The sequence below is a fragment of the Nitrosomonas halophila genome (assembly GCF_900107165.1).
GTDB classification, from domain to species: domain Bacteria; phylum Pseudomonadota; class Gammaproteobacteria; order Burkholderiales; family Nitrosomonadaceae; genus Nitrosomonas; species Nitrosomonas halophila.
This window is the reverse complement of record NZ_FNOY01000032.1, coordinates 1-12,678: the sequence shown is the minus strand read 5'-3', so window position 1 is coordinate 12,678 and position 12,678 is coordinate 1. Positions and strand designations below refer to the sequence as shown.

Genomic DNA, 12,678 nt, shown 5'->3' with positions numbered 1-12,678 from the left:
GCGATGACAGATGCCGCACGCACGCAGCGTCACCGTGAACGCATGCAACGCAAAAAGGCAATCGTCGATGCCTCGATTGCGCGCGCCGATCAGACGAAAGGCTTATTGCTGGTACTGACCGGCAATGGAAAAGGCAAATCCAGTTCGGCCTTTGGCATGATTGCACGCGCCTTGGGGCATGGGATGCGGGTGGGCGTGGCGCAATTTATCAAGGGCCGTTCGGATACCGGCGAGGAAGCTTTCTTCCGGCGCCAGCAGGATGTGATCTGGCATGTGCTGGGAGAAGGCTTCACTTGGGACACCCAGAATCTGGAACGAGATACCGCAACCGCACAACGCGGCTGGCACGTGGTGCAGGACATGCTGCGTGATCCGGCACTGGATTTGATCGTACTTGACGAGTTGACTTATCCACTCAAGTTTGGCTGGTTGGATTTGGGTACGGTACTGAATGATCTGGAGCATCGTCCGCCCATGCAACATGTCGTCATTACCGGGCGCGCAGCTCCCGAAGCGCTGTGTGAAGCGGCTGACACGGTCACTGAAATGCGTGATAGCAAGCATGCCTTCCGTGCCGGCATCACCGCCCAGCCAGGCATCGATTTGTAAGAGTGGCCAGATCGTTTAGCGCATCCGCATGAGTGTCAACAGTCACCGTTACAGCGCAAGTGAGCGCGCCACAGTTTACCGGGTCATTGCCGAGCGCCGGGACATGCGCCATTTTGTTCCGGATCCGGTCGATCCGCTTGTGTTGAAACGCTTGCTCGCCGCCGCGCATCAGGCGCCGAGTGTGGGCCTGATGCAACCCTGGCGGTTTATCCGGATCACTGAGGGCCGGTTGCGTCTCGCTCTGGCCGCTCTGGTTGAAGAAGAACGCATACGCACGGCCGATGCACTGGCAGAACGCGCCGATCAATTCATGCGCCTGAAGGTGGCGGGCATCCGTGAATGCGGAGAACTGCTCGTTGCCGTATTGGCTGACAAGCGCGAGCGACATATTTTTGGCCGGCGCACATTGCCGGAAATGGACCTGGCTTCGGTCGCCTGCGCCATCCAGAACCTATGGCTGGCGGCACGCGCCGAAGGGCTGGGCATGGGTTGGGTTTCGCTGTTTGACCCTGCTCAGCTTGCCCAGTTGCTGAACCTGCCGGCCGGCAGCAAGCCGGTTGCCATTCTATGCCTCGGCCATGTGCAGGCCTTCTACCCTGCCCCAATGCTAAAACTGACAGGCTGGGCAGTAGAACGCAACCTGGATGAATTGGTATTCCACAATGGCTGGGGCAATCTCGAGCCATGAGTGCCACGCTGGCCGTAGCGGCAGCTTTGTTGCTGGATGCGTGGCTGGGGGAAGCGCGCCGCTTTCATCCGCTGGTCGGATTCGGAAAACTGGCAAATTTTGCGGAACGCTATCTCCACGCCGATTCCCGCGCATTAGGCAGTGCGGCAGTGCTGCTGCTGATTATGCCCTGGACGCTGCTCATGATTTTGCTTGGATTCACAACCTGGCATGTTGCCATCGATATCCTGGTGCTCTATCTGGCACTCGGCTGGCATAGCCTGGATGCCCATGCCGGCCAAGTCATGCTGAGGTTGCACAAGGATGATCTGGCCGGCGCGCGTCAACAGGTAGGCTGGATGGTAAGCCGCGACACGGCAGACCTGAGTCAGACGAGTGTCACGCAGGCCACCATAGAATCTGTTCTCGAGAACGGAAATGACGCGATATTTGGCGCCATTTTCTGGTTTATTGTAGCCGGTGCGCCAGGCGCCTTGCTCTATCGCTTGGTCAATACACTGGATGCCATGTGGGGTTATCGTAATGCGCGCTATGATCGTTTTGGCTGGGCGGCAGCCCGGCTGGATGATTGCCTGAATTTTATCCCGGCACGACTGACTGCGCTCAGCTATGCGTTAGCAGGCAATGTGCGCCACGCCATGGCCTGTTGGCACAGGCAAGGAGCAGCCTGGAAAAGTCCCAATGCCGGGCCGGTCATGGCGGCAGGCGCAGGCAGCCTCCAGCTGACACTCGGCGGATCCGCCTGTTATCACGGCAAGCTGGAAATCCGCCCGCTTCTGGGCACCGGAGACGCACCCGGAATTGACGATATCAGCCGGGCATTGGGATTGATCAAGCGCACGCTGCTGCTCTGGCTGATGATTCTCTGTGCAGGAGAATGGTTAATTGGACATCTTTGAGCAATCTGAACAGCCAGCCGCCCTGCATCATGGCGGACGCTTGCGGGCAGCCGCGGCCCGTTACGCTATTCCCCTGGAAAGCTGGCTCGATCTCTCCACTGGGATCAATGTCAATGGCTGGCCTGTCAGAACACCACCCGCCTCCACCTGGGTGCGCTTGCCTGAAGAGGAAGACGAGTTGAATGCCAGCGCGTGCCGCTACTATGGGGCGGAAGCCGTATTACCGGTCGCCGGCTCGCAGGCTGCCATTCAGGCCCTGCCGCAACTGCGCGCGGCATCGCATGTCAGTGTACTGAATCCCGGCTATGCCGAACACGCACATGCCTGGCAACGCAATCGGCATACAGTGACTGCCGTGACGCCAGCGCAAATCGATGCAGCCCTGGCAACCTCCGATGTACTGGTTATCATTCATCCCAACAACCCAACTGGCGACGTATTTTCAACTGCACAGCTGCTCGCCTGGCATGCGCAGCTCGCTGAACGTGGCGGCTGGTTGATCGTGGACGAGGCCTTCATGGATGCCACGCCCGAATCCAGCCTGGCTCCCCATGCATGGATACCGGGTCTGATCGTATTGCGATCTTTAGGTAAATTCTTTGGACTGGCCGGTGCCCGGGTGGGCTTTGTGTGCGCCCACCCGCAATTGCTGACCAGGCTCAATCATTTGCTCGGCCCGTGGACTGTCAACGCACCGGCGCGCTGGATGGCGATAGCGGCGCTGCAAGATGACGCCTGGCACGAGCGAACCCGCCAGCGCCTGTTGCAGGACAGCCGGCGCTTACAGGCACTGCTGTGCCGGCATGGTCTGGTTCCTACCGGCGGCAGCGCTTTTTTTCAATGGATACGCACGGATCGGGCCGCTGAAATTTTTGCAGGGCTGGCTTCCCAAGGGATCCTGACCCGGCTTTTCAACCAACCGGACAGCTTGCGCCTGGGCCTGCCTGGTTCCGAGTCTGAATGGCAGCGGCTGGCCAGTGCGCTGGCCATGCTATAGCGCCGCAAACATATGAACAGCCAAACACTCATGATCCAAGGCACCACCTCGGATGCTGGCAAAAGCATGCTGGTGACCGCCTTGTGCCGTTGGCTGGCACGCCAGCAGATCCGCGTCGCGCCTTTCAAGCCGCAGAATATGGCACTCAACAGCGCAGTTACGATCGATGGCGGGGAAATCGGCCGCGCCCAAGCAGTACAGGCCTATGCCGCCGGACTGGTACCGCATACTGACATGAACCCGGTATTGCTCAAACCCAGCACGGATAAAAATGCCCAGGTCATCATCCATGGCCAGGCGATTGCCACCATGGATGCAAGCGGTTTCCACGATTACAAATCGATTGCACGGACCGCCGTACTGGCCTCCCACGCTCGGCTGGCCACCCAGTATGACAGGATTATTGTGGAAGGCGCCGGTTCGCCAGCAGAAATCAATTTGCGCGCAAACGACATTGCCAATATGGGATTTGCTGAAGCAGTCGACTGTCCGGTCATTTTGATCGCAGACATTGACCGTGGCGGCGTATTTGCTCATCTGGCCGGCACCTTGGCATTACTCAGCGAAAGTGAATGCGCACGCATCAAGGGTTTTGTCATTAATCGCTTTCGTGGCGACATCTCCTTGCTGCAGCCCGGCCTTGACTGGCTGGAAGCCTATACCGGCAAACCGGTGCTAGGCGTGCTGCCCTACTTTCAGGGCCTGCATCTCGAAGCGGAAGATGCTTTGCCCCACAACCCTGAGCCGATTATGGCGGACGCATCTGATAGGCTGCAGGTGGTTGTACCGGTTTTGCCGCGCATCAGCAACCATACCGACTTCGATCCGCTGCGTCTGCATCCACGGGTCGATCTCCACTTTATCGGACCTAACCAGGCCCTTCCGCCAGCCGACTTGATTATTCTGCCTGGCTCCAAAAACGTGCGCGCCGACTTGGCATGGTTGCGCAAACAAGGCTGGGAAGTGGCCATCAGGCGCCACTTGCGCTACGGCGGCAAATTGATCGGCATCTGTGGCGGTTTCCAGATGCTGGGAAAATGGATCCATGACCCCAAGGGACTGGAAGGCGATGCCGGCAGTGCGCATGGCCTGGCATTTTTTGAGATGGATACCACCTTATATCCTGAGAAGCAGCTGGGCAACGTGTGCGGCACGCTTGCCCATCAAGGTGCGGCAATGACTGGCTATGAAATTCATCACGGGGTGACTGTTTTCCAGAAAACCTACTCCCCAGCCGTGCATCTCGCGCAACGGACTGAAGGCGCCTTGAGCGCAGACGGACAGATCATGGGCTGCTATCTGCACGGCCTGTTCGAATCGGCCGATGCCTGCCGCGCACTCTTGCACTGGGCCGGGCTGACTGATCACCCGCCAGCCCCTGATTACCAGGCCATACGCAATGCCGCGATCAATTGTCTGGCTGACGGTGTCGAACAGCATTTGGATACGAACCGCCTCTATCAGCTACTCAACCTGCAAGGCATGGCCCCATGACCGACAGCCATAAAATCCTGATACTGGGCGGCGTGCGCTCCGGCAAAAGCCGCCTGGCCGAGCGTCTGGCAATGGAGAGCCGCATGCCGGTCACTTATCTTGCTACCGCCACCATTGGTGATGCCGAAATGCAGGCAAGAATTGATCTGCATCGCGCCAACCGCCCCGCTCATTGGCATGTGATCGAAGAACCGCTGCGGCTGGCAACCATACTCAGTCAATCCGCTGCAGCCAATCATTGCCTGCTGGTCGACTGCCTGACACTCTGGCTGACCAACCTGCTGCTGCATCCCGGCAGCAATATATTGGAAAATGAGCTTGCCGCATTGCTGGCCGTCTTGCCAGCTCTACCCGGCCGCATCATCCTGGTCAGCAACGAAACCAATATGGGCGTCACACCTATGGGTGAACTGAGCCGCCGTTACTGCGACCAAGCAGGCAGGCTGCATCAGCTCGTCGCCCAACAATGCCAGCAAGTGATTCTGATGGTGGCCGGTCTGCCGCATACACTCAAGGGAGATCCGCTTTGAGCATTGACAGCATAGTCGACTGGTTGCAACACCCTCCCGCATCGGTGAGTGATCAATTTCGCCAGTCAGCTCTCCAGCATCAGGCGCAGCTGACCAAACCCCCCGGTGCACTCGGCCGCTTGGAGGAAATCGCGGTCCAACTGGCCGCGATGCAGCACACATTGCATCCCAATGTCGATCATGTGCAGATTGCAATTTTTGCGGCCGACCATGGCGTAGCCGCCGAAAATATTTCTGCCTTTCCCCAATCGGTCACTTGCGAGATGATCAAGAACTTTGCAGCCGGGGGAGCGGCCATCAATGTGCTGGCGCATGCCCTGGGTGCGCAGCTGGAGATCATCAACCTGGGCACCGTACATCCGACCGGCAGGCTGAACGATGTCCGCCATTATCACCTAGGGCCGGGTACCGCCAACTTCCTGCATGCTGCCGCGATGAGTGGCCATCAGCTGGCCGCTGCGCTCAATGCCGGCCGCATCTGTGCCGAGCAAGCACAGGTCAATAAAAAGCAATTGCTGATTGTGGGCGAAATGGGAATTGGCAACACCACCAGTGCGGCCGCGCTTGCCAGCCTGTTGTTGAACATGCCACCGGCACAACTGGCAGGCGCTGGCACCGGACTGGATAGCACAGGCATTGCCCATAAGGTGCAGGTCATCGAGCAGGCGCTGGCATTGCACACGCCGCACATACATACCCCCCTGGAAGCATTGCGCCGGGTAGGCGGGTTCGAGATTGCGGCATTGACAGGCGCTTATGTGCGTGCGGCACAACTGGGATTGCCAGTGCTGGTCGATGGCTTTATCAGTACCGTTGCCGCGCTCACGGCCGAACGGATTTGCATCGGCAGTAAGCGCTGGCAACTCTATGCCCATCAGTCGCCCGAAAACGGCCATGCCCATATCCTGCAGGCGCTCGATGCCAGGCCACTGATAGATTTGGGCATGCGCCTGGGCGAAGCCAGCGGCGCGGCCGTGGCGCTCAATTTGCTGCGCCTGGCTTGCGCCCTGCACAATCAAATGGCGACTTTCTCAGCGGCCCAGGTTTCGACCAAGCAACGATAATATGGTGACCCAAGCAACAATTGATTTGCTCAGGCATGGTGAGACCACTGGCGGCATGCGTTATTGTGGCAGTACCGATCATGCCCTGACTGAGACGGGGTGGCGGCAAATGTGGGCGAGTGTCGAGCGCACGCCCATGCAATGGCAGCATATCATCACCTCTCCCTTGCAACGATGCGCGCGGTTTGCGCAAGCCCTGGCCGAGCGCTGCGCAATTCCACTCATCGAGGAAGCGCGCCTACGGGAAATTCATCTCGGTGCCTGGGAAGGACGTTCGGCGGCCGAGCTGATGCTCACCGATGCGGCAGCGCTGGCAAGATTCTGGCAGAACCCGCTCGATCACCCGCCCCCTCAGGCGGAGCATCTGCTGGCTTTCAGGGCCCGCATTCTGGCGGCTTGGCATGACATTCAGGTACGGTTTGCGGGCCAGCATATCCTGCTGGTCACCCACAGCGGCGTCATGCGCATGTTGGTGTGCCATATTCAGCAACGGCCCATGCAGCATTTGCTGGAAATCGAGGTGCCCTACGCCGCCATGAAAACGGTTGAGGTGATATGGCATGACAAGGACTGTCAGGCGACACTGAAAACCGGTCATTCGGCATGATAGAGCCCTTTCTGGTTGCAGTGCAATTCCTCACCCGGTTGCCGGTGTCGTTATCAGTCCTGCCGGAGGCAAAGGCCATCGGCTATTCCCTGGCGTTTTATCCCTTGATTGGCCTGCTGATCGGATCCTTGCTGGGTGGATTCGGTTGGCTATTGTGCGATGCCCCGCCCATGGTGGCGGCTGCGTTGTTGCTCGCTGGCTGGGTTCTGCTCACCGGCGGACTGCATCTGGATGGCCTTGCCGACAGCGCAGATGCCTGGATTGGCGGCCTGGGCAACACCGAGAAAACATTGGCCATCATGAAGGATCCCAACTGCGGCCCGGCGGGTGTAACTGTCATCACGCTGGGACTGCTGCTCAAATTTACCGCGCTGCACAGCCTGTTCATCAACCAGGAATGGATCCCGCTGCTGTATGCCACCCTACTGGCCAGAACGCTGATACCGCTTCTGTTCTTAACCACCCCCTATGTTCGCAGTCATGGCCTGGGCACTCCACTGGCAGCCCAGCAACCCCGCCACTTGAACATTCTCATTGTCACTGCCACCCCTTCCCTGATGCTGTGGATAACCGGTTTCGATTATTTTTGGCTGGTCATGACAGCCATTCTGGTATTCATACTTCTACGCGCAATGATGATGCAGCGTATTCAAGGCACAACCGGCGATACCGCGGGCGCATTGATCGAAGTGACGGAAACCGGTGTCTTGCTGGCAGCCGTTGTCTAATCGAAATTGGAGGAGGCTGACTGGCCTGAGACAGGCCTATTTTGCGATCTCGGCCCAATCGCAACAAATTATGAGTGCTTCCGAGTAAAATACGTCCGTGAGACACTGAGTCAATTCAAACGAGTCATCGCACAGCGTATAAAGCCATTCAAACGATTTGCCGCATCGACAAATTCCAGAATTACGGTGGCGCTATATATGCCGTGATGACGAATGCGTTCAGTATTTCCCTAAATTTGAGTTACTGATTAAAAATAACGAGGATCTTATTATGACGATTGCCCTGATTGCCTTTGATGGCTCCGAGAATGCCATGCGTGCCATTGAAAAAATGCTCGATACGGTCGATACCAGCACACTGCATGCGCATGTGCTCAATGTGTGCGAACCGATCAAAGTGAGTGAAGTCATTTTCAAAGACACCTTCGCGGACATGCAAGCCATTGACAAGGCGCGCAAGGAAGAGGGACTGGCTTTAATGGCAGCGGCAAAAGCGCGACTCGAAAGCGCCGGAATCAAGCATGATTTACATGTACGCTTTGGCGATCCTGCCGAAACCATTACCGAATTCGCGCGCACGCAGCAATGCAACTTGATCGTCATCGGCACTCGGGGCCTGGGTGCAATCAAGAACCTGCTGCTTGGATCAGTTGCCAGCAAGGTGCTTCATCTCACTGAAACACCGATCTTGCTCGTCAAGTAACGCGGCATATCTCTGCTGACAGCAGAGTAAAATCTGGATTCGTGAGTTGGGCACTTATTGGCACGCTCATTTCATGCTTGATCTGCCCAATGATGGGCTGAGCGAATTTTTTGGGATGCACTGCTTGATGTTTCGGCCACATGGCGATTCTGCAACTAGCTAGGAGGCTGTCCGAGAACAGACTGATCTACTGCGGACGAACCTGCCAGGCTGGATTTTTCGATCCTTTTCGTTGAATAGAATAACTATTCGCCTCAAATGATCGAAAAATCCCGCTCAGCCAGCTTCGCCCTCGCTACAATCGCTATTCTCGGACAGCCTCCTAGGCCTCTCCCCACGCCACGGCAGTTTGCCTGCGCCCACAAAACCGCACAAGTTATTTGGCTCAACTGACAAATCCAGGTTGAATTTGGAAAACATCGGCCAACAAGGGGCTGACCTTGGGGACCGCAGCCAGGCCCAGACAACGGGCCAGGCGATTGACACGATACTGCACCTCGGTATCATCGGTGGGTGGAAACATATGCGCTATGTAGGGCTGGTAATTGGCCGTGCCAGGAATATGGCGGCTGATGCCCGCAACCAACCGGCGCCCGTATAGAACCAGCCGGGCTGCAGTCAATTCCGAACCCTCCACGTCGCATGCCAGCAATGGTTGAAGAGCGTCCAGAATGCGTTCGCTGGCCAGCTCAGGTGCATCAAAAGTCGCCAGCGCCCGATTCAGCAGCGCCCGGCGTGCGGGATCCTCGATCTGATCACGAAAGCTGCCAGTCCGGTCCTGGATACAGGCCGCCACCCGGTCTGCCAACTCAGCGACATTTCTGGCTTCGAGACTGATGCCGTTAGGCAAAGGATGATCATACTGGTCCGAAACCACTGGCCGGTAAGCAATGGCCGGGCACTCAAGCTGACAGGCTTCGATAGCAGTGGTGCAGCCATTGTGGATGACCGCATCGGCTGCCATCAACCAGGGCACGACATTACCCTCGCGGTCGATCGCCAGATTGGGCAAACCTGCGGCCAATTCATCCCACACCGCGCGGTTTTCACTCGGGTGTGGGCGCAGCACGAAACATGTACTGGGCAATGCCCGGATGAGGTCAGGCAGGGTTGCCAGGAAAGCGTTATAGAGCTCCCACTTATGGCGCGCAAACCCAGCGCGTGAATGCCCGGATCCCCCTTCACGCAGCCATTTGAGATGACGATTCTGGCGCGGCTGGTAATGATTGACACGCGAGAAATTGGTATTGATCAGAACAAAACGCCCGTGCCGCTGGCGGATCGCATTCAGCTCATCGTCAAAACAGCTGCGAAACACTGGGCGCAACAAATCCGTACGCGGATTACCGGCCAGTGCGATCGGGGTATCCGAGTAATCGGGGTGATCCCGCCAAGCCGCCGCATTGGCTTCGCCCCACGCTATCAGCAACGAAGGGAGATTCAAGTTGGGGCCGTGAATTTTGGTGCGCCAATATATTTCTGGCGAAGCCCATACCAAGCCCTCTTCATCCCAGACCGCCAATTTGTGGCCCAGCAGCTTCGGCATGGTCAGGCTTAACCGGCTGCGCCCGGTCAGGCTTTTTCCCACATATACCGCTGGATCAAACCGGTGCAGGTTGAGATCGATCGGTTTTTTACTGCCCACGATACTTGTAATGCCACGCGCGGCCGCCAGCACGGCCAATAGCAGCTTGGCATCCAGTTCGCGTGAGCGCGTTTCACAAGGCAAGATCAACCAACGCATGAGTTATCAATCCCGGGAAACTTGTAAAAACCCGTTATTCTAGCATAATGGATTGGCCTGAATTCCACCCGCCAGCCTCACAAAACCGTTGGTTCAGCTGCATTTTTTCTTGAATGCATCCGGTTGGTCCGATAAAATATGTCCTTTTATACTTCAGCATGGCATACAACAGGTGCCATCTGACGCTGTCATTCAGCAGCCTTCAATGACGTGGAAAAATAATTGAAAGCTGGGCTGTTTGTAAGACTCCCTTTAACTGATAAGTCCCTGACTGGCACCCCCTCTGCCAGAGCCTCTCGCTCATATGCTGCAGTTGTTTGCCCACCTAAATGATGAAAGCCCTGTTTTTTCTACGGCATTACAATGATGTGGACCATATCACCCCGGTCATTACGCGCTGGATCGAATCCGGCAACACATGCGATGTGGTGCTGATCGGATTCGACCGCTTCCAGCACGATTATCGCATCGCGCATCTCAGCCAATACGCATCTGTCAGGCTTGCGCATATTCGCGATGTGATTTCGGGCCCGCTCTACCTGGCCTGGCGTCTGCAAATGGTGCCGGTACTGAATACCTTTCACCGGTCCTCACTGAAAGCGTCTGTAGAGGTGGTCAACAAACTCTGGCCAAAGCGAAGAAGGGAAGCGCTATGGCGGCGGGTCAGCCGACAGCTGCTTGACCGCACTTTCGGTCATGATGGCCGTGGCGTGATCGCATTCGACTGGGTTGAACGCAACACGACCATCGCCACGGAATGGATAGAAATACTATTGACCATGGCCCGGGCGCGGGGATTATCAACGGTATCGCTTCCGCACGGCGACAGCCCGCATGCCAATCGGCTCATTCGGCGCAATGAGCGGCGGCCGGGACCGGACCCGGTATTTTCGGCTGCTGCCATGTTCGACAAGGTCGTCGTGCCAAATGAACTATGCGCCACCCGTTTCCGCCCCTTTATGAAACATGAAGACGTGGCTGTACTGGGCTCGCCGCGTTACTGCGACGAATGGCTGACCCGGTTAGCGGATATCACGCCGCCATCGCCCCTGGTGCGTGACGACAGCCGGTTCAAGATGGTGCTGTTTCTTCGCAAGGCGACCTTTACCACTTTCTGGGAAGAAGTTGGAATCGTCATTCATATGCTGGCGGATTTTCCGAACCTGGAATTGGTCATCAAGCCACATACCCGCGGAGGCTGGCAACAGCGGCTGACATGGGACCGCTCGATCCGCCGCCGCGCCAATGTCCACATTGCCGACAGCAATCTGCATTCGCCACACCTGATCGACTGGGCCGATGCCATCATGGATGTGGCCACATCCGTCTCATTCGAAGCGGTTAAACTGAACAAACCGGTATTGGCCGCCGACTATTTGCACGCCGGTCGCTCGGTCGTTGCCGACTATATGCCAGAAACCGCCCTGAATTGCCGCGATGATATTTACTATAAAACCGAGGCTTTGCTACGCAATGGCGGCAAGAATTTCTATAACACTGCCAACCGCCAACGATTTATTCACGAAATAATCGATCAGGGCAAGCCAGACATACTGCTCCGCTATGTGCAGTTCCTATCTCGGGAAACTTGAAATGAACAATTACGTACAACGTTTTTTACTGGAAAACCTGGATATTCGCGGTGCCATCGTGCATCTTGACAGCGTATGGCAGCAAATGCTGCAAGACCGTCATTACCCCGCGCCTGTCATGCAGCTGCTGGGAGAAATGAGCGCAACCACACTGCTGCTGGGAGACAATCTCAAACAACCTGGGCGCTTGACTGTCCAGCTGAAAGGCAATGGACCCGTCTCCATGCTGGTCATCGATTGCAACGAAAGTCTGCGTTTACGCGGCATGGCAAAATACGCCCCGCCCATCACAGCACAACCGGTACCCGATTTACTGGGCCATGGCCAGCTGGTTCTGACGCTGGACATGGCATCAATGCGTGAAGCCTACCAGAGCATAGTGCCGCTCGATGGCGAAACGGTCGCCGAAATTTTTGAACATTATTTCAGGCAATCCGAGCAACTGCCTTCCCGCCTGTTTCTGGTCACCTCGAATGCTGCCATTTTCGGCATTCTCTTGCAAAAACTGCCGGCCGCCGATCAGCTGGATCCGGATGGCTGGACGCGTGCCGGCATGCTGGCGGCAACCGTGCAGGAGCAGACCATGTTCAATCAGACTGCCGAAACAATACTCTCCCGCCTGTTTGCCGAAGAAACAGTGCGTATTTTCGACGCACGTACCGTCAACTATGGCTGTCAGAATGATCCAGCCAAAATCTATGGAATGTTGCAATCACTCGGCCGCGAGGAAATCAACGCCATTTTGCAGGAACATGGAGAAGTTGTCGTACACGACGATATTTGCAACAAGGAATATCACTTTGATGCACTGACCATCGATGCCATCTTTCGTGAAGCTGGGCCAACAGTGCACTGACAAAGCTTTTCGAATGCAGGCTGATTGAATACGGCACGAGGTTTATCGGCATAGTTCCCAGTAGAAATATTAGGCTCGTCAGCAGAATCTGTGGGCGACATCCGGTTCAGGTAGCGCGCCAAGTGCATGATATAATGCGATTTCTGCGCCATGAAAGGTTCGAAATC

The 12,678-nt window shown here is 56.6% G+C and carries 13 protein-coding genes; 12 read left to right on the top strand and 1 reads right to left on the bottom strand.

Annotation, left to right across the window (positions count from 1 at the left end; genetic code table 11):
* Positions 1–3 precede the first annotated feature (3 nt).
* From cobO to BLV85_RS08515, 10 genes are all read left to right on the top strand, one after another.
* Positions 4–609, top strand: a complete 606-nt coding sequence (gene cobO / locus BLV85_RS08560) for a cob(I)yrinic acid a,c-diamide adenosyltransferase (RefSeq protein ID WP_090414268.1) — start codon at positions 4–6, stop codon at positions 607–609.
* Positions 610–637: 28 nt separating this feature from the next.
* Positions 638–1,297: a 5,6-dimethylbenzimidazole synthase gene (bluB, locus tag BLV85_RS08555; protein ID WP_090414266.1), complete on the top strand. Its 660-nt coding sequence runs from the start codon at positions 638–640 to the stop codon at positions 1,295–1,297.
* Positions 1,294–2,196, top strand: a complete 903-nt coding sequence (gene cbiB / locus BLV85_RS08550) for an adenosylcobinamide-phosphate synthase CbiB (protein WP_090414264.1) — start codon at positions 1,294–1,296, stop codon at positions 2,194–2,196. The genes bluB and cbiB overlap by 4 nt, the downstream gene beginning before the upstream one ends.
* A complete protein-coding gene (gene cobD, locus BLV85_RS08545) occupies positions 2,183–3,193 on the top strand; it encodes a threonine-phosphate decarboxylase CobD (RefSeq protein WP_245725149.1) in 1,011 nt (336 codons plus the stop codon). Before cbiB ends, cobD begins: the two co-directional genes overlap by 14 nt.
* Before the next feature lie 12 nt (positions 3,194–3,205).
* Entirely contained in the window at positions 3,206–4,687 is a 1,482-nt protein-coding gene (locus tag BLV85_RS08540; protein ID WP_090414261.1) for a cobyric acid synthase, read from the top strand.
* The gene (cobU, locus tag BLV85_RS08535; RefSeq protein WP_090414259.1) at positions 4,684–5,217 is read left to right on the top strand and encodes a bifunctional adenosylcobinamide kinase/adenosylcobinamide-phosphate guanylyltransferase; all 534 of its coding nucleotides are present in this window, start codon (positions 4,684–4,686) and stop codon (positions 5,215–5,217) included. The genes BLV85_RS08540 and cobU overlap by 4 nt, the downstream gene beginning before the upstream one ends.
* The gene (gene cobT, locus BLV85_RS08530; protein ID WP_245725148.1) at positions 5,214–6,281 is read left to right on the top strand and encodes a nicotinate-nucleotide--dimethylbenzimidazole phosphoribosyltransferase; all 1,068 of its coding nucleotides are present in this window, start codon (positions 5,214–5,216) and stop codon (positions 6,279–6,281) included. Before cobU ends, cobT begins: the two co-directional genes overlap by 4 nt.
* Before the next feature lies 1 nt (position 6,282).
* The gene (locus tag BLV85_RS08525) at positions 6,283–6,888 is read left to right on the top strand and encodes a histidine phosphatase family protein (protein WP_090414255.1); all 606 of its coding nucleotides are present in this window, start codon (positions 6,283–6,285) and stop codon (positions 6,886–6,888) included.
* Positions 6,885–7,616 (top strand): adenosylcobinamide-GDP ribazoletransferase, encoded by a 732-nt coding sequence (locus BLV85_RS08520; protein WP_090414251.1) that lies wholly within the window; start codon positions 6,885–6,887, stop codon positions 7,614–7,616. The genes BLV85_RS08525 and BLV85_RS08520 overlap by 4 nt, the downstream gene beginning before the upstream one ends.
* A gap of 271 nt (positions 7,617–7,887) precedes the next feature.
* Positions 7,888–8,319 carry a universal stress protein gene (locus tag BLV85_RS08515; RefSeq protein ID WP_090414248.1) on the top strand — a complete coding sequence of 144 codons (432 nt, stop codon included), beginning with the start codon at positions 7,888–7,890 and terminating at the stop codon, positions 8,317–8,319.
* Between the two features lie 385 nt (positions 8,320–8,704).
* Here BLV85_RS08515 and BLV85_RS08510 read toward each other — a convergent pair whose 3' ends face one another.
* Positions 8,705–10,063, bottom strand: coding sequence for a surface carbohydrate biosynthesis protein (locus BLV85_RS08510; protein ID WP_090414245.1), 1,359 nt, complete (start codon positions 10,061–10,063; stop codon positions 8,705–8,707).
* Between the two features lie 329 nt (positions 10,064–10,392).
* Here BLV85_RS08510 and BLV85_RS08505 point away from each other — a divergent pair, with 329 nt between their 5' ends.
* Both BLV85_RS08505 and hslO read left to right on the top strand, forming a co-directional pair.
* Positions 10,393–11,655, top strand: coding sequence for a hypothetical protein (locus BLV85_RS08505; RefSeq protein WP_245725147.1), 1,263 nt, complete (start codon positions 10,393–10,395; stop codon positions 11,653–11,655).
* 1 nt (position 11,656) lies between these two features.
* The gene (gene hslO / locus BLV85_RS08500; RefSeq protein WP_090414242.1) at positions 11,657–12,511 is read left to right on the top strand and encodes an Hsp33 family molecular chaperone HslO; all 855 of its coding nucleotides are present in this window, start codon (positions 11,657–11,659) and stop codon (positions 12,509–12,511) included.
* Positions 12,512–12,678: the final 167 nt, after the last annotated feature.